The following is a 24,138-nucleotide window of genomic DNA, read 5'->3' as shown; positions in this document are numbered from 1 at the left end:
CCCCTTACAAATCGTCGTCCGCACCGAGGTACGCTTCAATAACTTTAGGATCAGCCTTTACAACATCGGGCGTGCCCTGTGCAATCACGGCACCATATTCCAGCACCACCAACTGCTCGCAGACTTTCATCACAAGGCCCATATCGTGTTCGATAAGCAGCACGGTAATGCCTCTGTCGCGGATGGCACGGATAAGGTCGATAAGCTGGACTGTCTCATGGTCATTCATGCCGCCTGCAGGCTCGTCAAGAATGATAAACCGCGGGTCGGAAGCAAGCGCACGGGCAATTTCCAGCAGGCGCTGGTTGCCGTACGACAGGTTCTTGGCCTGATTGTCATGCTGTCCGCCCAACCCGACAAACTCAAGCTCTTTCAAAGCGCGCTCCAGAGCCTTACGCTCTTCCGCACGTTGCTTCGGGGTGCGGAACATGCATGAAAGCAGTCCCGACTTCATACGACAGTGGCAACCTGCCAGTACGTTTTCAAGCACACTCATGTTCTGGAAAAGACGGATTGTCTGAAAGGTTCTGGCAATGCCGCGCATGACAATACGGTGCGTCAGCTGACCTGTCAGGTTCTCTCCGTCAAATTCCACCGTACCGGAATCGGGCTTGTAGTTACCTGTAATCAGGTTGAACACCGTAGTCTTACCCGCGCCGTTAGGGCCGATAAGCCCCACAATGCTGCCCTGCTCCACGGTCATGGAAACATCATTCACAGCCACAAGGCCGCCGAATGTTTTGGTCAAATTCGATAATTTCAGCAGGCTCATGCGCGCTCCTCCTGCCCGCGGTCAGCGGATAGCAGGCCCCGCAGATTGTATACTTTGGGTGCGGGTGGCAGCAGCCCCTGTGTGCGGAAAATCATCATGGCAACCATGGCCGCACCGAACACCAGCATACGAGCACTGGCAAGTTCGCGGAAAAGTTCCGGCAAACCGACAATGAGAAACGCACCCAGCAACACACCGCGGATAGACCCCATACCGCCCAGAATAACAATGGTGAACATGACGACAGATTCCCAGAACGAAAATGATTCCGGAGAAATAATCGTCATTTTGGCGGCAAAGATAGTACCCGTCATGCCGGCCCAGAAAGCGCCCAGAACAAATGCTGCCAGTTTATACGCCGCAGTGTTCACGCCGCTGCCTTCTGCCGCCACTTCATCTTCACGGATGTAGTTAAGCGCCCTGCCGAAGCGGGAATTTTCAAGCCAGTGGAACAGCAGAATAGTTACCGCACAGAAACCCCAGATAAGATAGAAGAAATGCATGGGCTTGCGGATTTTGAACCCGAACAGTTCAGGGCGGGCAATGCCGAAAATACCGTTAGCGCCGCCTGTAAGGTCAAAAATGTTGTTAATCAGCGCAATGCGGACAATTTCCACAATGCCGATGGTCACAATAAGCAGATAGTCGCCGCGCAGGTGAATGATGGGACGGGCAACAACCAGAGCAAAAATTGCAGCCAGCGCACCGGCCAGCGGCATGGCCCACAGCACGGGAACACCGTAGGAGACGTTCAGGACGGCTGTTGTATATGCGCCCACAGCATAAAACGCCGCATGGCCCATATGAAACATACCTGCGTAGCCCAGAATGATGTTCAGCGACAACCCGAGAATGGCATATAGCCCCACGTTGTTGAGCACATCAGTCCAGTACGGATTGATAAACGCCGGCATGGTGGCAAAAGCCGCCGCGACAACCAGATAGAGCATGTATCGTTTGTTCATATCTTGTCAGCCACCCTTTCGCCCAGAAGACCCGTGGGGCGGATGATAAGAATCAGGATAAGCACGAAGAAAGCAATGGCGTCTTTCCACGCGATGGAAATATACGCGGCACCCAGTGCTTCAATCACGCCCAGCAGCAAACCGCCCACCATAGCGCCCGGAATGTTGCCAATGCCACCCAGAATGGCAGCCGTAAAGGCCTTCAGGCCGTAAACCCAGCCCATGGTAAAGTTAATCTGTCCGTAGTACAGGCCGACCATCAGACCGGCAGCACCGCCGAGCGCAGGGCCGATAAGAAAGACCAGAGAAATAACTTTGTTTACGTTGATGCCCATCAGCTTTGCCGCGCCCTGATCAATGGCAGCTGCGCGGATAGCCGTGCCTGTTTTTGTCTTCTGAATAAAGAAGTACAGCCCCAGCATAAGCACCACAGAGGTAAGGAACATCAAAATACGTACCAGCGGCACATCAAGCCCGAACAGGTTGATCGCCGTGGTGGGCAGAATATCGTGCGGATACACCTGAAAACGGGCACCGTACACCAGCATGACAGCGTTCTGAAAAAAGATTGAGGCACCCAGCGCAGACACAACCGCCGAAAGTCTGGGAGACTGCCGCAAAGGTCGATACGCGACCCGCTCCAGCATATACCCTATCAGCGCAACCAATACCTGCACCATAATGGCCAGCACCAGCACTCCCGCTACAGCCCCCAGATGTCCGGTAAGGCCAAATGATGTGAGCAGGGTCAACCCCAGATAGGCTCCGATGGTAAACAGATCACCGTGCGCAAAGTTAATCAGCTTCAGCACGCCGTACACCATGGTATAGCCAAGGGCTATCAGTGCATAGATGCCACCCACGGCCAAGCCGTTGGTCAATTGTTGGAAAAACTCTTCCATGAAATTCAACCTTGTGTCTTGCCGGCTGCAAAGCCGACGTGAAGGAGCAGCCGCACCCCCTGCGGCATATCCTCTTGCATGCACGGCGTACTGCCGTGCCCCCTTCAGCTTAGGAAAAAACGATCAGTTATACGGCAAAAAAAGAAATATGCCGAAATATTAAGGCCCTTTCGCACGCGGCCCGACCTTAATCCCCGTCAGGAGCATACTCTGCGCAGAACCTGCACTGCGGTGGGTATACAGCGCAAAAGGCTGCGGCAGTAAAGTATACAAACAGGACGGGGAGCATATAACCCCCCGTCCGTTCAATTCATAATAAGGGGGCGCGGGCTAAGGCTGCAATACAAACTTGCCGTCTTCATCCACGCGGTACAGGCGGTACAGGTCGCCCACACGGTCACCCTTTTCGTTGAAAGACAGCGTTCCGGTCAGGCCGGGGTAGTCTTTCAGCTGAGTCTTCAGGTATTCCGCAATTTTTTCAGGATCGGTAGACTTGGTGCCTTCCACTGCTTTGGCCAGCACGGTAAAGGCATCGCCTGCCAGAACAGACCAGACGGAAGCAGGCATGGAGCCGTACTTTGCTTCATAAGAAGAGGCAAAATCTTTTGCTTCCTTATTGGGAAGATCCTGCAGTGTGGGCGGGCTGATGAACAGGTAGCCTGCTGCAGACTTACCGGCAATCTTTACCAGATCAAGGTTGTTCGTGGCATCGCCGCCCATCATGGGCACGTCCCATTTCATTTCTTGCTTCTGGCGAAGCAGCATACCTGCTTCGGGGTAGTAGCCGGTAAAGAAAATAGCGTCAGGGCCTGCGGCCTTAAGCTTGGTCAGGATGGCGGAATAGTCACGCTCGTTAGGAGTAAGAGCGTCGTAGAAAACAACCTCGGTCCCGTCTTTTTTCACCAGTGCCAGCGTTTCTTCCGCAAGGCCTTTGGCGTACGAGGTGTTGTCGTGCAGAATAGCCAGCTTTTTAAAGCCCTTTTCTTTAAGAACAGCGGCAGCTACGCGTCCCTGCTCGTCGTCACGCGGGCAGGTACGGAAAAAGAGAGGCAGGCCTTTTTCTGTCAGGCGGATAGCGGTGGAACCGGTAGCCACCTGAACAATTTCCATTTCATCGTAAATAGCCTGCGAGGCTTCGGTAATGGCAGAGCCGTAAGTGCCGATAACGGCAGCTACGCCCATGGTGGAAAGACGCTGTGCAGCAAGTGCCGCAGTTTTGGGATCGCCTGCGTCGTCCTCTACGACAATTTCAACCATATCGCCGTTGATGCCGCCGTTTTTATTCACCTGCTCAGCCAGCATCATAACGATGTTGCGCATGTCCTGCCCCTCACTGGCCCATGAGCCGGTAAGAGGACACATCAGGCCGATTTTCACCGTGCCTGCCATAGCGGGAACTGTCATCAACACCGTCGCGAGAACACTCAGGACGAAAGCCGTCAATTTTCTGCTCATGAAAAGAAACCTCCTGCCTGCACATTTTGCAAGCGTCATGCGTAAGCGGCCAGATGCCACAACTCCTCAACGTCCGACCCTTTTCAGCCGCAGGCGTCTCCTTCCACCTTCACGCATCAGGAGACGGCTATCCCTAGAGGATAGTATACTGGTGAGACAGAATTGTCAAAAAGGCAGTCCTGTTACGCCGCACCTTTATGCTTCTTTAAACGATTTTCAGCGAAAAAGCACCGTGGATTTTATTTATCAACCATTATTACCCGATGAAGGTTGCAGTATTACCTAAACCAATGTCATAAATAGATGTGGGGAGGATGAGCGATCCAGTAACTATCGGGATACCTGCATGACTTACGCTGTACAAGCTCTACTTGAAGCTCTTCGCCGTCTTGAAGAAGACAACCGAACTTTGCGTCACGCTGCACAACGTCAGGGAAAGTCCGCCGAAGGCCTTACACTTGTCGGCTTGCCCATTATCCAGCTGTCGCTGGTCAATGGTGGTTGTGCATCAGAACCCGGACACAACGCAGGGCAAAGCCCGCTGAGCGTACACAACCTCTGTGTCACCTCGGTAAGTGAAGCGTTGCTGGACCTTGCCGGTTACTCAAAGCCGCCCGACAATCCGGAGTCTCTTTTTTCCTCAACGCCATGGCAGCTGTCGCTGCTTTGTACGGACAACAACCCTGTGCTGGTCAGTGTGCCGTTGCAGCTGCGCAAGGTAGACGGTACCACGATGCCTGTCATGGCCATTCCGCTGCCTGAGCCACCTTCAGAAACGCACCCGAAATGCAAGGACTCGTGGCGCTTCATGATTCTTCCGGAAGGAACAGCTTCACCGGACGGCTCAATCAACCTTACCCGGGCCATGGCCGACAACATGATTGACATGTTGTGGGCAAAAGACACCAAAGGCCGCTACCTTTTTGCCAACAAAGCCATCTGTGAAAATCTACTGTGCTGTGATGAAATAGACCCTCTGGGGCGTAACGATATTTATTTTGCCAAACGACAGCGTGCGCTTGGCTGGCAACACACCTTCGGCGAGCTGTGCCTGAACAGTGACGACATTGTGCTGCAATCACGCAAACCGGGTAGGTTTGTGGAAGACGGGCTGGTGAAGAACAAATACCTTGCGCTGGAAGTTCAGAAGTCTCCTCTATACGACCAGAACGGCGTGCTCATCGGCACGGTAGGCACAGGAAGAGACATCACCCGCCAGAAAGAAGCCGAAGAAGCCCTCAGGCGTAGTGAGCATCGTTTTGAAATGGTGCTGCGCGCCACCAGTGACATCATCTGGGCCTACGATATTCCCAACGACAACATCACCTGCGGCAAAATGGATACTCCTGACCCGTTTCAGGCCATGCAGGAATGTACATGCCTGCCTGCCCCGAAAGAAGAGCTGGAAGGCATCAAAAGTTTTGTCCGGGAATTCTTCCGCAATGGAGGAGACAACCTGCAGCATGAATTCAAGCTGAACAGCCTTGATGATGATGCGATATGGCTGCTTTCCCGCGGCAGAATTATGGAGTTCGAAGAAAACGGCACGCCGCTTCTTGCTGTCGGTTCGCACACAGACATAACCGAGCTGAAAAAAGCACAGATTGCGGCAGAGGCTGCCGCCAGAGCAAAAAGTGCTTTTCTTGCCACCATGAGCCACGAAATCCGCACCCCGCTTAACGGCGTGCTAGGCATGCTCCAGATTTTAAGCAACGAGGTAACCGGAGAAAAACAGCAACGCATCACCAATACGGCACTGGATTCCGGCCGTAAGCTGCTGAGCATTATCAACGACATTCTTGACTTCTCCACCATAGACGCCGGCGCATCAGGGCTTGAAACAGCCCCCTTCCGCATCCGCGAAACAGTCCAGTCCGTTCTGGACAACGTCAGCGGCGAATCCCGTCAGAAAGGCATTCAGCTTACAGAAAACGTAGACGGGGCAGTGCCTGATGTTCTGATAGGGGATGAATCACGCATCCGCCAGATTCTGTTCAACCTTATCGGCAATGCGGTGAAATTCACCCGCCACGGTTACGTACGCGTGGACGTTCTGATGCTTACTCCGCCTACGGATGAAGCCGTACGCTTGCTGATAAGCGTTGAAGACACAGGCATCGGCATGGCTCCTGATATGGTTCCCCGTATTTTTGATCCTTTTTTCCAGATCGACGGCAGCTACAGACGCCGTTATCAAGGTACCGGTCTGGGGCTCGGGATTGTACGTTCTCTGGTGACCATGATGGGCGGCAATATCAGCGTGGAAAGTACGCCAAACCAAGGCACAACCATCTGCTGCTCGCTGCTGCTGAGCAAAGCGCGTTCCGGCGAAGATTCCGTAATTACGGAACAGGAAGCGCCCCTGCCTGAGCTTCCTCCGTTAACAATTCTGCTGGCCGAAGATGAAGAAGTAAATCGCATGGCGGCAACGTACCTTCTGCAGAAAATGGGACACTCCGTGATACCGGCGGAAAACGGTCTGCATGTTATCGAACTGCTGCAGGAACACAAACCAGATTGCATCCTCATGGATATCCAGATGCCCGACATGGACGGAATGGAAACGACCAAAGCGCTGCGCAGCGGCAAGATACAGGGTGTTCAGGGCATCCCCATCATAGCCCTTACGGCTCATGCAATGAAAGGCGACAAAGAAACGTTTATCGGAGCAGGAATGGACGGGTACCTATCCAAACCGATTGATGCTGAAGAATTGCAGCGTGAACTGTTCCGGATTCTGCAGCCCAGACAATAACCCTGCCACAACTATAAAAATAAGCCGGTACAGCAACTGTACCGGCTTATTTGCGTTCTTGTGCAGATTCAGCGGACAATGCTAGCCCATAAGGCTTTCATACAACCGGACATATGCGTCCGCCATGCGTTCATCAGTAAAATCATTCAGCGACTGTGTACCGCCGCTCACCAGAACGGAGCGCAGACCGGCATCTGTGGCTACGCGCCGCAAGGCAGCTGCCAGTGCGGCATGATCTCCGTTAGGAAAAGTAAGTCCGTTATGCTCATGCGTCACAAGCTCAAGATTGGAAGGCAGGTCGGAAGTAATCACAGGCAGACCAACAGCCCAGCCTTCCTTGATTACCGCACTTGACCCTTCGCCATCCACAGAAGGGACCGCCAGAATATCAAAATCGGGCATCATGTCTTTGCTGTCCTGCCAGCCAAGACAGGCTATCCTACCGGAGACGCCTTCCTGTTCGGCCAGCTCCAGCAGCGAATCGAAAAGCGGCCCGCCGCCGATGATACGGGCTTCCCACGGCGGCAGAGTTCCCGAAGGATCACGTTCCAGTTCGCCCAGCGCTCGGATGAAAACCTCGTGTCCTTTCTGACGGGTAAGTGCCCCCACCATACCGATGACAAGCCGGCCATCGTCACGATTGTGTTTTCGGGGATACATGGAAGCATCGATGCCGGAGTGTATCACGTACACCTTGTCCGCAGGCATGCCGGAATCGCACATGACCTGCGCAATCTCGGCGCTGACTCCTACCACGGCGTCAGCCATCAGGTATTTGCGGCCACGCCATCCTTTGCGCAGGGGATAAGACACCCGCCGCGTATGCAAAAGGCGAGTGGAGCCACCGCCGCGCTTATGCAGCCATGCCCCCAGTCCGGCACTGTGAGCATCGTTTGTGTGCAGGATGCACTGCTTGCCGCGCATATAACGCATCAAGGAAAACAGCGTACGCACGTCCCAGGCCCTTCTGCCGCCCAAAGGCAGCACCGGCAACCCGGCCTCCTGCGCAAGCGCAAGCAGCGGGGCATTATGCGGCGCCGCTATAACACAGGAGAATTCAGAGTGCCGGGCAAGGCTGCGGGCAAGATAAAAGACCTGTCGTTGGCCGCCGCGCAGTTCGCACCCGAGATCAAGCAAAATTATATGCATATCAATTGCAACCGATACGGCATCGTTGCCTGTATCGAAAGAGTAAACAGGGCCGCGCCGGGGTTCGACGCGGCCCTTTTGTTTGTATTGCACGGAACAGGTTCCGCAACCGTGGTGCAGGGCTAGAACCGCACCCCGTTTTCCACCAGATCCTTGCGCAGCAAATTACGGAATTTGCGCGCCACAGGGCCCGGTTTACCGCCACCTAGGGGCTGCCCTTCAAAGGCAACCACACTTACGCACTCCGTGGTGGTGCCCAGCACCATGACTTCAGCGGCAGTGTACAGCTCGTCCTCACGTACCTGACGGAACGCAACAGGCATTTCGCCTTTAATCATGTCAATCACACGCATGATCGTGGTTCCGGAAAGCGCGTTGGTAAACTCCGGCACTACCAGTGTACCCGCAGAATCCACAAGGCACAGGTTTTCTGTCGGACCTTCGGCGATATGGTCGTCTGCATCAAAGCTGACGGGTATATCGCAGCCGCGCTCACGCGCTTCAAGCTTCATAAGCACGTTAGGAATATAGTTGGCGTTCTTGATGGTAGCAAGGTAGCCCTGCTTTGCCGGAATAGACGTACGGAACGCGGTCACGCCCTTGTCGTACCATGCGTCCGGCTTGGGGCTTAAACTGTATGCCACCACGTACAAGCTGGGCACAGGGCATTCCGCCGGATCAATGCCGAAACCACCGGGCCCGCGCCCCAGAAGAATACGGATGCAGCCGTTATCCACATCAGCGGCACGGGCAACTTCCAGCACAATGTTGCGCATAACTTCTCTGGTGCACGGCGAAGTCAGATGAATCCCACGTGCAGAACGCTCGATACGCTCAAGATGCGCATCCAGCTGGTACAGCCTGCGGCCTTCGTACTTCATGCTTTCAAACACGCCATCGCCGCGATGGGCCAGATGGTCATCCGCAGGCATAAGCAACAGGCGTGGGTCGCGGCAGATTGCTCCCATACGGTGTTCATAAAAAGCAAGAATCTTGCCCTCTGCGCTACGGCGAGTGGACAGCAGCTTTTCTACCCATGCATCAGTATCAAGAACGGGTATCAACGTATTTGCTCCGGATATTACAGGAACTTGTCAGGGTCGCCGATATCAAGCAGCGAACGGTCAATCAGTTCTTCGGCAACCTGAACGGCGTTCAGGGCTGCACCCTTGCGCAGGTTATCCGCAACCACCCACATATTAAGACCATTCTCAATGGTATGGTCTTCGCGGATACGGCCTACAAAGGTATCATCTTCGCCTGCTGCATCAATGGCCATGGGATAAATTTTCTCTTCGGGGTTATCCAGCACGGTCACGCCGGGAGCCTGAGAAAGAACAGCGCGCGCCTGAGCGGCAGTCAGTTTTTTCTCGGTTTCAACGTTCAGTGACTCGGAATGGCCGTAAAATACAGGTACGCGAACCGTTGTCGCGGTTACCTTGATCGAAGCGTCACCCATGATTTTCACGGTTTCTTCGATCATCTTGCGCTCTTCCTTGGTGTAGCCGTCTTCAAGAAAAACATCGATGTGCGGCAGACAGTTGAACGCAATGCGGTGAGGGTACACCTTGGCTTCCGGTTCCTGCAGGTTGAACATCTGGCGAACCTGAGTTTCCAGTTCGTCAATGGCCTTCTGGCCTGTGCCGGAAACTGCCTGATATGTGGAAACAACAACGCGGCGGATTGTTGCCGCATCATGCAGAGGCTTCAGCGCCACTACCATCTGGATGGTGGAGCAGTTGGGGTTGGCAATGATGCCATTGTGCCATTTCAGGTCATCGGGGTTCACTTCAGGCACCACCAGCGGACAGCGCTCGTCCATACGCCACTGGCTGGAGTTGTCCACCACAACGCAACCGGCCTTGACCGCGTGCGGAGCGAACTTGGCAGAAGTACCGCCACCTGCGGAGAACAGGGCGATATCAACATCACCGAAGGAGTCTTCTGTCAGCTCCTGCACGGTAAGCTCGCCCCCTTTAAAGGGTACGGTAGTACCGGCACTGCGAGCCGAAGCCAGAGCACGCACTTCGTAAGCGGGAAATTCACGCTCTTCCAGCGTTTTCAGCATTTCGCGGCCTACTGCACCCGTAGCGCCGACCACTGCAACAACCAAACGTTCCTTGGACATCAAAAACTCCTTATAGGTGGGAAAGCGTATGCTGCATCTCTTTGTTATAAACAGGCTACACAGTCACGCCGCGTGAACGTAAAAAGCGTCCCATCTCCTTATCCCGCTTCATGATGTGGTTTTTCCACCAGTCCAGCAAAAAATCCAGCATTTCTGCTGTAATTGCAGTATCTTCTTCAAGATAGCGTAATAAAAAGCCGATGGCATCGGTAAAAAAAGCACGATGCTCATCCATATGCGCCATATAATCCGGCATTTCAAACACAAACGGCTCCATATAGCGCCGTTCCAGTTCAAAGTGCTCATGCGCATAGTCGTTCACGCGGGTGATCAGGCCGCACAGCACCTCACGATGTGTGCCCTGCATATATGCATAGTACAATTCGTTGATAATGGCGGTAAGTTCCTCATGCTGTGCATCAAGGCTGGCTATACCGATTTTCATGGAATCATCAAATTGCAACTGCTTCATACGTACCCGCTTTGGCCCTGCCGGCCTTATGTCTTTCGCCTTCATGCCCTGCCATAGGCGCGGCGAATGCATGCTTTACAAATACTATGACAACATCGGGGCAAAGAAAACCCTTGCCGCGAATAACACAAAAGTTCTGTCAAAAAATCAGAACCGGCGGATGAGATACACCCCGCCACCGACCATGACAAGCCCGATAAGCCGCGGAAGGTTCAACGCTTTCTGCTGATAGCCCAGCGCTCCGAAATGATCGAGCAGCACTGACGCGCCAACTTGCCCGGCTAGCACAAGAACCACCATGGAAGTAGCGCCCAGACGCGGTGCAAGATAGGTAACCGCGCTTACAAAAAAAGCACCCAGCAGCCCGCCTGTCCAGTGCCACCATTGGGTGGTGCCCGTGGCAGGCATAGCAGGGCCGATGCGCATAACCAGACACCAGACAACAAGTGCCAGCGTACCCACGCTGAACGACACCAGAGATGCCAGTATCGGGCTGCCGGCCCAATGCACCTGCAAGCCGCTGTTTATTCCCGCCTGCGTCGGCAGCGTTGCTCCGGCCAGAGCGGCCAGCACCAGCAGTAATGCGCCCATGACGCCTCCTAATCAAACGTTACATGTGCCAGATCAGCCACCAGCGGTCTGTCAGCCTCCAGAAACGACAAAGCTGCTGCCGCCTGTGCGTCCAGCCATGCCAGCGCATGCCCTTCCAGTCCCTGCGGTTCTCCTGAAAAGCCGGTAACGTGATAAAAATGCAGCCGCACGGTAAAATCGTCATACGCATGAACCACATGCCGCCAGAAACGATATTCCTGAACACCTATGCCAAGCTCTTCTTTCAACTCACGCACCAGTGCCTCTTCGGCGGATTCTCCCGATTCCAGCTTGCCGCCGGGAAATTCCCAGAATCCCGCACGCGGCTTTCCTTCAGGCCGTTCAACAGCCAGAAAGCGACCATCACGCCATAAAATTCCGGCCACAACTTCTACTACAGGCATACTTTCTCCGTCAGTTATCCAGCGCCGCAACAGGCCCCGCATAAAAAAGGCCTACAGCCCTGCTTCTTCCTTACGGGCTTCTATGGCGGCTATTTCTTCTTCCAGCACGCCCATGGCTTCCATCAACGACTCACTTTTTGCCTGAAGCTCATGGAACCGTTTAAGCAGTTCGGAAGCCTTGCCGGAGTCGGCATAAATGTCCGGTTCAGCCAGAACAGTTTCTACTTCGCCCTGTTCAAGCAGCAACGCTTCAAATTCCGCCTCAAGCTTTTCGTATTTCTGCTGCTTGGGCTTCATTTCACGATGTAATTTATTACGCAGCTCCGCCTGTTCGCGCTTGATGCGTTTCTGCTCTTCGCGGCTCAGGCTGGCAGCGGCCGGTTTTGCATCAGCATCATCTTTTGCATCAAGACCTATCCGGCGGGCCTTGCGGGCCTCATCCCAAGCTTCGTAACCACGCTCGTATACGGTAAAGCCGTCCTGCCCCAGTTCCCATACCTGCTCTGCGGCGGAAGAAAGCAGATGCCTGTCGTGTGCCACCATCAGCAGTGTGCCGGGAAAGCTGTCCAGTGCATCCACCAGCGCCTCACGGCTTTCAAGATCAAGATGGTTGGTGGGTTCGTCCAGCACCAGAAAGTTGCATCGCGCAAGAAACAGCATGGCAAGAATGAGCCTGCTTTTCTCACCGCCGGAAAGCTGCGCTACCTGACGTTCAAAATAGGACTGACCGAGCATGAACAACCCGAGCACGCTCATCAACTCTTCTTCCGTGGTACGCGGGTCGCTCAGACGGCGGATTTCGCCCAGCACACTGTTTGCGGGATTCAGGGTATCAAGTTGATGCTGGCTGAAGTACCCCATACGCACCAGAGTGCCGTTGACAACGGAACCACCGTCTTTTTCCAGTTTGCCCGCCACCAGCTTCAGCAAAGTAGACTTGCCGCAGCCGTTGGGACCGACAAGGGCAATCTTCTGCCCGCGGTACAACTGAAAACTCAGATCAGGCCATAACTTTGTGCCGTCCGGAAACGAAAAACTCAGGTCCACAACGCTGAGCACCGTTTTGTCCGCACGGGCAGGTTCGGGCCATGCAAAACCTAAAGAGCGACGTTTAGCCTCCAGCGATACGCCTTCAAGCTCGCGCTCCATCTTTTCGATCTGCTTTTTGCGTGAGTTCGCCTGACGCGCTTTGGTCGCCTTGGCCTTGAAGCGGCGCACAAAATCCATCTTGCGCTCTATTTCTTCCGCCATGCGCTGTATTTCACGCTCTTTTCGGGCTTCATTCTCTTCGTGCAGCGAAAGGAACTGGGTAAACGTTCCCTTGCGGTACATGGGCTTACTGCCGCCCAGATACAGAACGTGGGTACCCACTTTATCCATAAAAACACGGTCGTGTGCCACAAACACCAGCGCACCTTTGTATTCCATCAGGAATTGCTCAAGCCACTCCACGGCATCAAGGTCGAGGTGATTGGTAGGTTCGTCCAGCAGCAGCACATCGGCACCGGCGGTCAGCACACGGGCCAGCTTTGCCCGTTCGCGCCAGCCGCCTGAAAGCTCGCGTAAATTTTTATTCCACTTGGACTCTGAAAAACCAAGACCGGAAAGTACCGCACGGGCGCGATGCTCCGGATTGTAGCCGTAAATCTGCTCCAATTCAGCCTGCCGGTGTCCCAAAGTCCGCAATGCGGCTTCATCCCGACTTTGTGATGCGGCTTCCCACTCGTGCCAGAAGTCGTTCCAGTCGGGCAGCACGTCCAGCACCCACTCAAGCAGCGGAGTATCAAGGCGCGAGTCGTCAAGCTCCTGCTCCACGTAACCGATACGGCAATGTTTGGGGTAGCTTACCTTACCGCCATCAGGATCAGCCACTTTTGCCAGCATACGCAGAAACGTGGATTTACCGCACCCGTTGGGACCGCACACACAAAGGCGCACCCCCGCAGGAATCTCCAGCGAAAAATCAGAAAACAAATCCCAGTCGCCGTAGGATTTGGTAAGGTTAAGTACAGAAATTTTCATATTCTCTCCGGAACACGGCGCAACGGATGTTCCCGATAAATTCTTTATATACTGCCATGTTGATCTTCACATAGCGAAAGACGGCTCCGGCTGCAAAGCCTGTCACGGGGCAGATACAGCAAGGCCCCGCTCCGCAGCTGACGGAACGGGGCCTTGCACGGAACCAAAGTATGTCTGAACGGCCTGAAGGAAAGATCAATCGGCTCTGAATTCGCCGCTTTTACCGCCGGATTTAAACACCAGACGGCAATCGCGCAGCACGATATCTTTCTGAACGGCTTTACACATGTCGTAAATAGTCATGGCGGCAACCTGCGCGGCAACAAGGGCTTCCATTTCCACACCCGTCTGGGCTGTGGTTCTGGCTTCAGCCTCTACAATCACGCCCGGCAGAGTGTCATCAATGGTAAAACGCACGTCCACATAGCTGAGAAACAGCGGATGACACAGGGGAATAAGCTCCCATGTACGCTTTGCAGCCTGAATGCCCGCCACCTTTGCGGTGGTCAGCACATCACCCTTGGGCAGGGCCTCTTTTTTCAAAAGGTCCAGAGTGGATGCAGCCATCTCCACCCTGCCGCGGACAATCGCGATGCGCTTGGTGTCGTTTTTATCGCTTACATCCACCATGGTGATGGAACCGTCGTCGCTCATGTGCGAAAAACCGGTGCTCATTTTCAGTCCATTCCCATGGCCTTGCCGGCCTTTTTGAACATATTTTTAACCTTGCGCAGAGGCTTGTTCTCTTCCAGTCGTTCAAAATCACGCAGCAGTTTTTCCTGCTCGTCATTCACGCTGGAGGGAATACGTACAGTTACCTCTACCAGCAGCGAGCCGCTCTGGCTGCTGCCAAGGTGCGGCAGACCTTTGCCCGGAAGGCGAAAAACCTCGCCGCTCTGTGTGCCGCGCGGAATATCAACAGTCACAGGCTCGTCCAGCGTGGGAACTTCGATCTTGTCGCCCAGAATGGCCTGCACGAAGGAAATTTCCTTGCGCACGATAAGATCCTGCCCCTGACGGCTGAACGTCTTGTCGTTGTCTACGCGGATAACCACATACAGATCGCCGGGAGGGCCACCGTGCACACCGGGTTCGCCTTCACCGCGCAGGCGCAGACGGTTTCCGGTATCCACACCGGCAGGAATACGCACGGAAAGTTCGCGGGTTTCCTGAACCTGCCCCACCCCGCGGCAACGCGGGCAGGGATTGCGCACGATACGGCCTTCGCCGCGGCAGGCACTGCAGGGCATTGCCATCTGGAAAAAGCCCTGCTGGCGTACCATCTGACCGGTACCGCCGCACTGCGAACACGTTTCGGGCTGAGTTCCGGGTGCTGCGCCGCTGCCCGAGCAATCCAGACAGGTCACGTTTTTGGGTATGCGCAAAGATACTTCGTCACCCTTGGCAGCCTGACGGAAAGAAATATTCAGGTTGTAGCGCAGGTCGGCACCCGACTGGGGCCGCGGACCGCGACTGCCGCCCATTCCTGCAAAACCGAACAGATCTCCGAAAATATCGCCGAAGTGCGAAAAAATATCTTCGGTATTGGAAAAACCGCCACCGCCGCCAAAGCCGTTGCCGCTGACGCCCGCATGACCGAAACGGTCATACCGTGCACGCTTTTCAGAGTCGCGCAGCACATCATATGCTTCAGCAGCTTCTTTAAACTTTTCTTCCGCCTCAGGATTGTCGGGATTTCTGTCAGGATGAAATTCCATGGCCTTTTTGCGGTAGGCCCGTTTGATTTCGTCTTCTCCCGCGTCCCGCTCAACCCCGAGAACTTCGTAATAATCGCGCTGACTCATGATACGTTATTCGGCTCTGTGCTCTGCAACAGCGATTACGTCTTCTTCGGGCTTCACTTTAGCAGATGCAATCTCGCGCAGAGCAGTAACAATTTCTTTGTTCTTGGAAGGCACCAACGGCTCGTACCCTTCACGGAACTGCTTCACCCGCTTGATAGCCATCTGCACCAGCAAAAAGCGGTTGCTTACCTGTTCCATGCAATCTTCAACGGTAATGCGTGCCATGTTAGACTCCTTAACGATATGTAGTGCGGGCAGTTACTGCCCGTTTGCCGGTAATGTGGCATTGGTGGCATTTTGCCCCGCGGCTGCGGCTGCAGCTTTCTGCGGCGCCTCGGGTACGGGTGCCGGAGCCGGAACACGGCTCAGCACATCGTCCACAAGACGGGTTTTCACCGTAAACCACGGTCCTTTGTCATCCACCCTGACCCAGCACATGCCCGGAGGCAGGTCTGTGTCTCTATAAAAATGCAAGGCAAGCGTCGCTGCGCCCCCTTCGCCGTACAGGCTCCAAACAAGCCAGGGCCGTGCGTTTTCGGGCTGCACCTGTATCGGCGGTCGTTCATACTGCATCGAACCCAGTCCGTAGGTAATCACATCAAGACCGACAACATCGCCGCCCGTCACAAGGTCCGACCATCCCTGTGCCTTGCGGCCCAGCAGAAACGATGTTTCCAGACCGTCGCGGGTCAACGTGATTTTCTGGCCTTCAATGCCATTCAACGGCTTTGCAAGGACAGGACGTTCGCTTACGTCAAACGCGGACAAGGCCAGTTTTTCCAGCCTGTCGTCCTCCAGCCTCATAAACCCCGGCTGGCGGGTTGAAGTGCAGATGTATGACGAATCACCGTCACCATCATTATAAATAAGCACTTCTTCCGGTGTCGCCGCACCTTTTCTCCACACGCTGATACGCAGATGAACCGGCGGCAGCGAATCGGGCGCGGTAGTCATACGACCGGAAGCCTGCATGCCGGTAAGAACGTGCAGGTAAAAATCCATGGCCTGCGTTGAAACGCGCGGCCCTTGATCCGGCAACTGACCGGTAAATGCGTAGCCACCTGCCGTACGGGCAACTTCCCATGCGCCAAGGCCGGGGCCTTCTACGGCAATTCGCGCCACATCCGCCGGAACAAGCCCGAGCAGCCCTGTATCGCACAGCGAACCGGCAGATACCTGCAGCGCTTTTTTATAAACACTGCCGACGAGGTACACTTCGTCCCCGTCATGTGTGGAACGTGCGTAAACAGAACCTTTACGCCAACCGTCACCGCCCAGATACAGGCTCCACGACTTACGCCCGTAGAACGTAATACCCCAAAGCTCTTTGTCCAGACCGTATGCATCGGCATCGTCTTCAGAAAACTTTCCCAGATGTTGCAACGGCCTGTTACGCCGGACAGTATCCACCAGATCCAGAACTTTATCTGTACGGGCAAGGCAAAGTTCATCGTTTTCGGAATGCCGCAGCACCCAGCCACCATTGCGGGCTTGCAGGTCGAATGCCTTACCGTCGGAAATCAGAGAGATGCGCGTGAGAGAGGAGACCGCAGGCACAGGCCAGGCGGAGTCTGTAAACACCATCACACGGCGCGTCCACCAGTAGCCCCCCGCGGCGACGAGTAAGGCAAGCCCCGTAACGGCCAACGTTACAAACAGGCGTTTGCTCATGAGTACACTTAGTATAATAAAAGGATTGCCACCCGAAAACGGCAAACCTTACAGTAATATAGGATGTTGCAGCTCGGCATCCGATAAAATATGCCGTTAAAAAAACAACTGCTTTTGTTATATATCCCACAAAGGGCGCAACACGCCAAGCTGCGCAGCTTACCCGCGGGCAAGAACGTTGTCAATGGAGCTTTCACCGTAACGCACTTTTTTCATTCACGCCATGCAATTCTGATATGTTGCGTTACCGCAGAAGCAGATGTGCAACCCTGCTGCCACACTTGCAAGCAAGACTGCACAAACTTGCGCGCAAGGCTTTTAGCATGTATCAGACCAGCCCGCACACAGTGGTAGCCTGGAAAAACACAAGGCTTGCCAACGGAGAGACAATGGGCAAAGAACAACTGAATTACGCACAAAAACAATGCATTGCCAGCGCCGGAAAGCTGATGCAAACCACCGGCATGCTGTACCCCGGCGCCAGAGTCGGCGTGGCAGTTTCCGGCGGAATGGACAGCTGGGTTCTGCTGCAGGTTCTTTTGTACCGCCAGCGCATTGTGCCTTTCCACTTTGAAATAATGGCACTGCACGTAAACCCCGGCTTTAACCCCGACAGCCATGCTCCGCTTCTGGAATGGCTGAACCGCAACGGGGTTTCCGGCCATGTGGAACTTACAAACCACGGCCCCAGAGCGCACTCGCCGGAGAACAGACGTAATTCGCCCTGTTTTTACTGCGCCATGCTGCGCCGCAAGCATCTTTTTGACCTGTGCGGCAAGTACAGCCTGACCCATCTTGCCTTCGGCCATAATGCGGACGACCTTGTGGGCACTTTTTACATGAATTTGTATGAAGGCGGCAGAGTGGAAGGCATGGGTATGTGCGAGGACTTCTTCGGCGGCAGGTTGAAAGTCATACGTCCGCTGATGCTGGTGGAAAAATCTGTAATAAACAGAGCGGTAAAAGCATGGGAGCTGCCCCTGTGGTCAAACCCGTGCCCTTCTGCCTTTAACTCGCGCCGCAGCGAAGTCATGGACGAGTTCAAGGCATTGTGCAAAAATAACAAAAATCTTAAAAGTAATGTTTTCAATGGATTGATTCGCTGGCAACTCGACTTGACACGCAAAGCGCAATCAAAGTAATTACTAAGGTTGTTCTGCCTGTCTTTCTCATTCCTGAACCGACGCTCTGCAGGGCAACAAGACGGTAACACTTCAGGTACGACAAGCTCCGGTTATGCTGTTTAACAAATATCATATTGTCATATTCAAAGGCGACCACGGCTGCTGCAGGAAATTGCGCCTGCGCGGGTGGATTGCTGCCGGACTTTTTTTGCTGATTGCAGGACTGGTCGGCAGTAACGTCTACTTTGCCAAATTCTACCACCAGTACCACACGCTGAAAGACCAGCTTTCATCATCAGAGAAACTGGTGGATGAGCAGAACGTGCAGATACTGAGCATGGCAGGCAAGCTGAAAAACATCCGCGAAGACCTGCAACGTATCCGTCAGTTCGATTCCAAACTCCGCATCATGATCAACATGGACCGCGAGCCTATGGAAACCTCTTCTGTAGGGGGCTCGCAGCCAGACGATTTTTCCAGCGACTATCTGCCCATTCATAGACAGGAACTGCTTGCACGCAAAATGCACAGCTTCCTGAAACAGCTGAATACCGAAGTCCGGCTTGAAGAAGTACGTCAGCAGGAACTGCTGAATGCGCTGAACGACAACCGCGAGCTTCTTGCGGCCACTCCGTCCATCTGGCCTACCGAAGGCTGGATCACATCGCCCTTCGGTCCGCGCCGGTCGCCATTCACCGGACGAAAAGATTTCCATAAAGGACTTGATATTTCCAACCGCCCGGGCACACCCATATATGCGCCTGCCAACGGAGAAGTGCTGTTTACCGGCACTGACGGTGCATATGGCCGTACCATTCTTGTCCGCCACGGCGGAGGGCTGGTTACCCGCTACGCTCACCTGCGCAGTTCTTCTGTCAAAAAAGGGCAGAAGGTAGCACGTGGCGAGCTTATAGCGTACATGGGCAATACCGGTCGCAGCACCGGTCCCCACCTGCACTACGAAGTTCGCTTGAACGGTGTATGTGTAGACCCCATGCGCTACATTCTCAATTAAACACTGCGTAGTTATGATATAAGGCAAAGAGAGCGTTCCACATTACCCGTGGAAGCTCTCTTTTTTTACGCAGCCGTATACCGCAACGGTGAAGGCGTTACGGTATACAACTTATAGGGAGCCAACTTCGCTGCGCAGGAGGCAAAAAACAGACCCACGTGTCAAACTGTCTGAAACGTCAAGAGCGGACAATCAGGCGGTCGCTTCCGGAATCCGGAGTCCGGACATACATCAATCCAAATACAGGGGAAGTCATGCAAAACAACAGTATTGTTGCCCGCTTTATGCGCGGCAACCTCGTCCTGCAGATTCTTGCAGGTATCGTTCTGGGTGTCATTGTGGCCTCGGTTTCGCCGGACATGGCACAAAAAGCCGGCCTGCTGGGCAAACTTTTCGTTTCGGCACTGAAAGCCGTTGCCCCCATTCTTGTATTTTTTCTGGTGGCATCATCCATTGCCAATCAGCAGAAGAACCAGCCGGCCAACATGCGTCCGGTCATCATGCTGTACCTTATAGGTACATTCTCCGCGGCTCTTACTGCGGTTGTCCTCAGCTTCATGTTTCCCACCTCGCTGACTCTGGTTGCTGGGGCAGAAGGCACTGCACCGCCTCAGGGCATTACGGAAGTTCTTAACACGTTGTTGTTCAAGCTCGTGGACAACCCCGTCAGCGCTCTGATGAACGCAAACTACATCGGCATTCTGGGCTGGGCTGTAGGCCTTGGAATTGTACTGCACCACGCATCCGGCGCAACCAAGGATGTTTTTACCGACCTGAGCCACGGTGTGTCGCAGATTGTCCGCTGCATCATCCGTTTTGCTCCCTTCGGCGTTTTCGGCCTTGTGGCTCTTACCTTTGCCACTACCGGCTTTTCAGCTCTGGCAGGTTACGCACAGCTTATCGCGGTGCTGCTCAGCGCCATGGGCTTTATCGCGCTTGTTGTAAACCCGCTTATCGTTTACGTGGTCACCCGCCGCAATCCCTACCCGCTGGTATTCCAGTGTCTGCGTGAAAGCGGCGTTACAGCCTTCTTTACCCGTTCCAGTGCCGCAAATATTCCTGTGAACATGGCTCTGTGCGAAAAGCTGAAACTGGACAAAAACACCTACTCCGTGTCCATTCCGCTGGGTGCGACCATCAACATGGCCGGTGCGGCGATTACCATTACGGTACTGACGCTTGCCGCCGTTCATACTCTGGGCGTACAGGTTGACCTTCTTACAGCCCTGCTGCTCAGCGTTGTAGCAGCCATCTCTGCCTGCGGCGCTTCCGGTGTTGCCGGCGGCTCGCTGCTGCTTATTCCTCTTGCCTGCGGCCTGTTCGGAATTTCGAACGATGTCGCCATGCAGGTTGTCGCAGTCGGCTTCATCATCGGCGTGATTCAGGACTCTGCGGAAACAGCCCTGAACAGCTCCACAGACGTGGTGTTTACCGCTGCAGTGTGCAACGCTCAGAACAGAAAGTCCTAGCGTAACGTAGGCATTTCCTCCGGCATTCAAAAAACTGCCGGTTACTTATGATTCAAACCCCCGATGTCGCATCGGGGGTTTTCTATTATCCAGCAGGTGCGCCAATATCGCACAGCACATGGACACAGTCCCATTTGACGGCTATCATACGGCATTTATTAGTGCTTCACACATCAGAGAAATAATTTCTGCAACGCAGTCCGGCAAAAGGAGGCTTTACGATGACAGCCACCCGCACAGAATATGACAGCATCGGCCCTGTGGAAGTTGTCGCAGACAAATACTGGGGAGCCCAGACCCAGCGGTCGCTCAAATATTTCAATATCGGTCATGATGTGATGCCGCAGGAAATCATCCGTGCCTTCGGGCTGCTGAAAAAAGCGGCGGCACTGGCCAATAAAGAGTTGGGCAGGCTTTCGCCCGAGCTTTGCGGCTACATATGCAGTGCCGCAGATGAGGTAGTCACCGGAAAGCTGGATGCGCATTTCCCCTTGCACGTGTGGCAGACGGGCAGCGGCACACAGACCAACATGAACGCGAATGAAGTTATCGCCAACAGGGCGATTGAACTGGCCGGCGGCACACCGGGCACTAAAACGCCGGTGCACCCGAACGACCACGTGAATATGTCACAGTCGTCCAACGACACGTTTCCTTCCGCTATGCATATTGCCGCAGCGGTTATGCTTACCGGCACACTACGGCCTGCCGTTGTTGCCATGCGGGACGAACTGGCCCATAAAAGTGCACAGTGGGACAGCATAGTCAAACTAGGCCGTACCCACCTGCAGGACGCGGTTCCCATGACTCTGGGACAGGAATTCTCCGGCTATGCGGCTTTGCTGGGCGATGCGCTGGAGCGGATTGAAACCACCTTGCCGCACCTGTACCGGCTGGCCCTCGGGGGTACTGCCGTAGGAACGGGCCTGAATGCGCCGGAAGGCTTTGCCCGCCTTGCGGCAGACCATATACGCAATTTTACGGGCCTGCCCTTTACCCCTGCCCCGAACTTTTTTGCCGTACTTTCCGCGCACGATGCAATCTCCATGACCAGCGGAGCCTTACGGACGCTTGCAGGCTCCTTAATGAAAATTGCAAACGACATCCGTTGGCTGGCATCGGGCCCGCGCTGCGGCATCGGCGAACTGGTCCTGCCTGCCAACGAACCCGGCTCATCCATTATGCCCGGCAAAGTCAACCCGACGCAGTGCGAAGCCATGACCATGGTGGCTGTGCAGGTGATGGGGCTTGATACGGCCACAGCCATGGCTGCTTCACAGGGTAATTTCGAACTGAATGTCTTTAAGCCTCTTATGATATTCAACGTGCTCACTTCGGCGCGCCTGCTGACAGACAGTTGCCGATCCTTTACTGAACATGCCCTGAAAGATCTGACACCTGATGTACCTCGCATACAGGAGCACCTTGCCCGTTCGCTGATGCTGGTAACGGCACTTTCACCCGTTATCGGCTATGATAACGCGGCAAAAGCAGCCCATCATGCGCATCTACACGGCCTGACTCTTAAAGAATCCTGCCTGCAACTACAGTTGATCAGTAATGAAGAGTTTGACGCGGCCATAATACCGCTGAAAATGGCAAAGCCATATGGAGGGGCAGAAGGCTAACTTCCTGTTTCGGCACTATCCTGCTGCGGGGCACGGCACTGGTTATTGGCGCAACGGGCAACGTAAGGCAGCATAAGCCAGAAAGAGGCCCCACCTGTTTCAGAAGGTGACATAAGAAATTCGCCGCCGTGCCTGTCCACCACTATGTGGTACGAGACAGACAGTCCGAGCCCTGTGCCTTTTCCCGTGGGTTTGGTGGTAAAAAACGGGTCAAAAACCCGCCTTGAAATATCATCAGGAATACCGGGGCCGTTGTCGGACACCTCAATGCTGATACCGTCCCGCAACGCCGCTGTGGTAATGGTCAGCTGCGGTTCTCTGCCATTCATTGCATCAGGAGTCATGGCCTGAGCGGCGTTCTGGAACAGGTTCAAAAGCACCTGTTCAATTTCCTGACTGGAACATGGTATTTCCGGCAAAGCCACGTCGTATTGACGGTTCACCGAGATGCGCCTGAAATCCCAGGAATCGCGCAGATTGTAGCTTTTTCCTGCCAGCTCCAAGGCTAAATCAATAAGCCTGTGCACATTGACAAGTTCTTTTTCGCCGCTCTGCCTGCTGAAATCCAGCATGTTCTTTACTATGTCGGCAGCCCTGCGGCCCGCACTCTCAATCCCGCCCAAAAAATGCAGGATGCGACGCGCTTCCATATATCTTGCCAAGGCATCAAACGGCAGCCCCGCCTCCTCTGCGGCTTTGGCATTTGCAGGCAACTTTGAATCCAGCCTGCGCCGCACAGTATCAACACCCTGCAGCACTGCGCCGAGAGGGTTATTCAACTCATGGGCCATACCGGCAGCCATACTGCCAAGCGAAACCATTTTTTCACTCTGCACCATGATGCCTTCAATACGGTCACGCATCGTCACATTATCAATACGCAGCACCACGCCGCCAGAAGCCCCGACAGGGTGAATAAACAAATCACGCACCATCTGTCCGGCTACAGGCAGCGTCACATGTTCGCGCAAGCGGCTGCGGGCTTCGCCCTGCTCTATTACCCGCCGGACCAGCTCCATGGAAACGCCCAGAGCCTGCAAAGCCTGCTCGCAGGGCAGCCCTAAAGCATCCGTGGCGGCAATGCCGGTTAACGTCTGCGCGCCACCGCTCCAGAGAATAATGTTCTGCTTAGCATCAATTCCCACAATGGCAGAAGGCAACGCCTCGATAAGCGCTTCAATCCGGCTTTTGCTGCGGTCAAGCTCAAGCCGTTGCTCTCTGTTAATGCACAGCCTTTCATGGCTGCGTAACGCGGCAAAGACTGTTGCTTTCAAGCGGCGCGAAGTAAGAGAACTTTTTTCCCGATAATCGTCGATGTCATAATCCACGATGACACGTTCTTCCGGCGCCTGCCCCGGATGGCCGGTACACAACACTATTCTTGTCTCCGCCAGCGAAGGCACAGACCGGATGAATTCAACAAGTTCAAGCCCTGCATTGTCTGTTTCCATCATAACGTCCAGCAGGACGACTGCATAAGTGAACTTTGTAAGCAGCTCACGCGCAGAGGCTGCGCTGTAAGCATGGGTCAAGCGGATAGTCTTATGCAAAAAGCTGACTTCAGTAAGCACCATACGAGTAACGGAGTGGACTTCCTGTTCGTCATCAACAACAAGAATATCCCAGAACCCTTCCGGCTGCTGTTGAGGCGCTGCGATATCATCATCCGCAGCAAAAACCAGCAAGGTGTCCTTTTCATCCGAACTCATGCGATGCTCCTTACATCCGGGACCCGCCACGCAGATGGCTACAGTAATCAGTCAGCGTAATACGGTATCGCAACTGCCTCCATGCGTCGAGTATAACTCTTA

21 protein-coding genes are annotated in these 24,138 nt (G+C 54.3%); 5 read left to right on the top strand and 16 right to left on the bottom strand.

Annotated elements, in window-relative coordinates:
- Positions 1-4 precede the first annotated feature (4 nt).
- From ACK5LI_RS01990 to ACK5LI_RS01975, 4 genes are all read right to left on the bottom strand, one after another.
- Positions 5-772, bottom strand: a complete 768-nt coding sequence (locus ACK5LI_RS01990; RefSeq protein WP_416945955.1) for an ABC transporter ATP-binding protein — start codon at positions 770-772, stop codon at positions 5-7.
- Entirely contained in the window at positions 769-1,737 is a 969-nt protein-coding gene (locus tag ACK5LI_RS01985) for a branched-chain amino acid ABC transporter permease (protein WP_416945954.1), read from the bottom strand. Before ACK5LI_RS01985 ends, ACK5LI_RS01990 begins: the two co-directional genes overlap by 4 nt.
- Positions 1,734-2,639: a branched-chain amino acid ABC transporter permease gene (locus ACK5LI_RS01980; protein WP_416945953.1), complete on the bottom strand. Its 906-nt coding sequence runs from the start codon at positions 2,637-2,639 to the stop codon at positions 1,734-1,736. Before ACK5LI_RS01980 ends, ACK5LI_RS01985 begins: the two co-directional genes overlap by 4 nt.
- 330 nt (positions 2,640-2,969) lie before the next feature.
- Positions 2,970-4,094, bottom strand: coding sequence for a branched-chain amino acid ABC transporter substrate-binding protein (locus ACK5LI_RS01975; protein ID WP_416945952.1), 1,125 nt, complete (start codon positions 4,092-4,094; stop codon positions 2,970-2,972).
- Between the two features lie 346 nt (positions 4,095-4,440).
- Here ACK5LI_RS01975 and ACK5LI_RS01970 point away from each other — a divergent pair, with 346 nt between their 5' ends.
- A complete protein-coding gene (locus ACK5LI_RS01970) occupies positions 4,441-6,849 on the top strand; it encodes an ATP-binding protein (protein WP_416945951.1) in 2,409 nt (802 codons plus the stop codon).
- 81 nt (positions 6,850-6,930) lie between these two features.
- Here ACK5LI_RS01970 and ACK5LI_RS01965 read toward each other — a convergent pair whose 3' ends face one another.
- The 11 genes from ACK5LI_RS01965 to ACK5LI_RS01915 form a co-directional block, all read right to left on the bottom strand.
- Positions 6,931-8,091, bottom strand: a complete 1,161-nt coding sequence (locus ACK5LI_RS01965; protein ID WP_416945950.1) for a glycosyltransferase family 4 protein — start codon at positions 8,089-8,091, stop codon at positions 6,931-6,933.
- Positions 8,092-8,120: 29 nt separating this feature from the next.
- Entirely contained in the window at positions 8,121-9,062 is a 942-nt protein-coding gene (locus ACK5LI_RS01960; RefSeq protein ID WP_416945949.1) for an aminotransferase class IV, read from the bottom strand.
- Positions 9,063-9,079: 17 nt separating this feature from the next.
- The gene (locus ACK5LI_RS01955) at positions 9,080-10,126 is read right to left on the bottom strand and encodes an aspartate-semialdehyde dehydrogenase (protein ID WP_416945948.1); all 1,047 of its coding nucleotides are present in this window, start codon (positions 10,124-10,126) and stop codon (positions 9,080-9,082) included.
- 55 nt (positions 10,127-10,181) lie between these two features.
- Positions 10,182-10,598 (bottom strand): bacteriohemerythrin, encoded by a 417-nt coding sequence (locus tag ACK5LI_RS01950; protein ID WP_416945947.1) that lies wholly within the window; start codon positions 10,596-10,598, stop codon positions 10,182-10,184.
- Between the two features lie 147 nt (positions 10,599-10,745).
- On the bottom strand, positions 10,746-11,189 hold the full coding sequence (locus ACK5LI_RS01945; RefSeq protein WP_416945946.1) for a DMT family transporter: 444 nt from the start codon (positions 11,187-11,189) through the stop codon (positions 10,746-10,748).
- Positions 11,190-11,197: 8 nt separating this feature from the next.
- A complete protein-coding gene (locus tag ACK5LI_RS01940; RefSeq protein ID WP_416945945.1) occupies positions 11,198-11,593 on the bottom strand; it encodes a (deoxy)nucleoside triphosphate pyrophosphohydrolase in 396 nt (131 codons plus the stop codon).
- Between the two features lie 51 nt (positions 11,594-11,644).
- A complete protein-coding gene (locus ACK5LI_RS01935) occupies positions 11,645-13,615 on the bottom strand; it encodes an ABC-F family ATP-binding cassette domain-containing protein (protein WP_416945944.1) in 1,971 nt (656 codons plus the stop codon).
- Positions 13,616-13,810: 195 nt separating this feature from the next.
- Positions 13,811-14,290, bottom strand: coding sequence for a cyclic pyranopterin monophosphate synthase MoaC (moaC, locus tag ACK5LI_RS01930; protein WP_416945943.1), 480 nt, complete (start codon positions 14,288-14,290; stop codon positions 13,811-13,813).
- Between the two features lie 2 nt (positions 14,291-14,292).
- Positions 14,293-15,420: a molecular chaperone DnaJ gene (gene dnaJ, locus ACK5LI_RS01925; RefSeq protein ID WP_416945942.1), complete on the bottom strand. Its 1,128-nt coding sequence runs from the start codon at positions 15,418-15,420 to the stop codon at positions 14,293-14,295.
- Between the two features lie 6 nt (positions 15,421-15,426).
- A complete protein-coding gene (gene rpoZ / locus ACK5LI_RS01920; protein WP_416945941.1) occupies positions 15,427-15,645 on the bottom strand; it encodes a DNA-directed RNA polymerase subunit omega in 219 nt (72 codons plus the stop codon).
- 33 nt (positions 15,646-15,678) lie between these two features.
- On the bottom strand, positions 15,679-17,091 hold the full coding sequence (locus tag ACK5LI_RS01915; RefSeq protein WP_416945940.1) for a DUF4340 domain-containing protein: 1,413 nt from the start codon (positions 17,089-17,091) through the stop codon (positions 15,679-15,681).
- 389 nt (positions 17,092-17,480) lie between these two features.
- On the opposite strand from ACK5LI_RS01915, the gene ACK5LI_RS01910 reads away from it, so the two are divergent.
- The 4 genes from ACK5LI_RS01910 to fumC all read left to right on the top strand — a co-directional run bounded on the left by ACK5LI_RS01910 (position 17,481) and on the right by fumC (position 22,327).
- On the top strand, positions 17,481-18,233 hold the full coding sequence (locus ACK5LI_RS01910; RefSeq protein ID WP_416945939.1) for a tRNA lysidine(34) synthetase: 753 nt from the start codon (positions 17,481-17,483) through the stop codon (positions 18,231-18,233).
- A gap of 94 nt (positions 18,234-18,327) precedes the next feature.
- The gene (locus ACK5LI_RS01905) at positions 18,328-19,230 is read left to right on the top strand and encodes a M23 family metallopeptidase (protein ID WP_416945938.1); all 903 of its coding nucleotides are present in this window, start codon (positions 18,328-18,330) and stop codon (positions 19,228-19,230) included.
- Positions 19,231-19,484: 254 nt separating this feature from the next.
- Positions 19,485-20,699 carry a serine/threonine transporter SstT gene (gene sstT, locus ACK5LI_RS01900; RefSeq protein WP_416945937.1) on the top strand — a complete coding sequence of 405 codons (1,215 nt, stop codon included), beginning with the start codon at positions 19,485-19,487 and terminating at the stop codon, positions 20,697-20,699.
- A 221-nt stretch (positions 20,700-20,920) separates the two neighbouring features.
- On the top strand, positions 20,921-22,327 hold the full coding sequence (gene fumC / locus ACK5LI_RS01895) for a class II fumarate hydratase (RefSeq protein ID WP_416945936.1): 1,407 nt from the start codon (positions 20,921-20,923) through the stop codon (positions 22,325-22,327).
- Here fumC and ACK5LI_RS01890 read toward each other — a convergent pair.
- Positions 22,324-24,036, bottom strand: coding sequence for an ATP-binding protein (locus ACK5LI_RS01890; RefSeq protein WP_416945935.1), 1,713 nt, complete (start codon positions 24,034-24,036; stop codon positions 22,324-22,326). The two genes, fumC and ACK5LI_RS01890, sit on opposite strands and share 4 nt — an antisense overlap.
- Positions 24,037-24,138 lie beyond the last annotated feature (102 nt).

Source organism: Oleidesulfovibrio sp. (assembly GCF_047973035.1).
GTDB lineage: Bacteria > Desulfobacterota > Desulfovibrionia > Desulfovibrionales > Desulfovibrionaceae > Oleidesulfovibrio.
This window is presented reverse-complemented; position numbering and strand designations above follow the sequence as displayed.

Excerpts from the sequence above, each read along its gene's own strand:
- ACK5LI_RS01990 (WP_416945955.1), bottom strand. The coding sequence starts at position 772 with ATGAGCCTGCTGAAATTATCGAATTTGACCAAAACATTCGGCGGCCTT.
- moaC (WP_416945943.1), bottom strand. The coding sequence starts at position 14,290 with ATGAGCACCGGTTTTTCGCACATGAGCGACGACGGTTCCATCACCATG.
- ACK5LI_RS01935 (WP_416945944.1), bottom strand. The coding sequence starts at position 13,615 with ATGAAAATTTCTGTACTTAACCTTACCAAATCCTACGGCGACTGGGAT.
- ACK5LI_RS01970 (WP_416945951.1), top strand. The coding sequence starts at position 4,441 with ATGACTTACGCTGTACAAGCTCTACTTGAAGCTCTTCGCCGTCTTGAA.
- dnaJ (WP_416945942.1), bottom strand. The coding sequence starts at position 15,420 with ATGAGTCAGCGCGATTATTACGAAGTTCTCGGGGTTGAGCGGGACGCG.
- ACK5LI_RS01910 (WP_416945939.1), top strand. The coding sequence starts at position 17,481 with ATGGGCAAAGAACAACTGAATTACGCACAAAAACAATGCATTGCCAGC.
- ACK5LI_RS01915 (WP_416945940.1), bottom strand. The coding sequence starts at position 17,091 with ATGAGCAAACGCCTGTTTGTAACGTTGGCCGTTACGGGGCTTGCCTTA.
- ACK5LI_RS01975 (WP_416945952.1), bottom strand. The coding sequence starts at position 4,094 with ATGAGCAGAAAATTGACGGCTTTCGTCCTGAGTGTTCTCGCGACGGTG.
- ACK5LI_RS01905 (WP_416945938.1), top strand. The coding sequence starts at position 18,328 with ATGCTGTTTAACAAATATCATATTGTCATATTCAAAGGCGACCACGGC.
- fumC (WP_416945936.1), top strand. The coding sequence starts at position 20,921 with ATGACAGCCACCCGCACAGAATATGACAGCATCGGCCCTGTGGAAGTT.
- rpoZ (WP_416945941.1), bottom strand. The coding sequence starts at position 15,645 with ATGGCACGCATTACCGTTGAAGATTGCATGGAACAGGTAAGCAACCGC.
- ACK5LI_RS01940 (WP_416945945.1), bottom strand. The coding sequence starts at position 11,593 with ATGCCTGTAGTAGAAGTTGTGGCCGGAATTTTATGGCGTGATGGTCGC.
- sstT (WP_416945937.1), top strand. The coding sequence starts at position 19,485 with ATGCAAAACAACAGTATTGTTGCCCGCTTTATGCGCGGCAACCTCGTC.
- ACK5LI_RS01980 (WP_416945953.1), bottom strand. The coding sequence starts at position 2,639 with ATGGAAGAGTTTTTCCAACAATTGACCAACGGCTTGGCCGTGGGTGGC.
- ACK5LI_RS01890 (WP_416945935.1), bottom strand. The coding sequence starts at position 24,036 with ATGAGTTCGGATGAAAAGGACACCTTGCTGGTTTTTGCTGCGGATGAT.
- ACK5LI_RS01950 (WP_416945947.1), bottom strand. The coding sequence starts at position 10,598 with ATGAAGCAGTTGCAATTTGATGATTCCATGAAAATCGGTATAGCCAGC.
- ACK5LI_RS01985 (WP_416945954.1), bottom strand. The coding sequence starts at position 1,737 with ATGAACAAACGATACATGCTCTATCTGGTTGTCGCGGCGGCTTTTGCC.
- ACK5LI_RS01945 (WP_416945946.1), bottom strand. The coding sequence starts at position 11,189 with ATGGGCGCATTACTGCTGGTGCTGGCCGCTCTGGCCGGAGCAACGCTG.
- ACK5LI_RS01955 (WP_416945948.1), bottom strand. The coding sequence starts at position 10,126 with ATGTCCAAGGAACGTTTGGTTGTTGCAGTGGTCGGCGCTACGGGTGCA.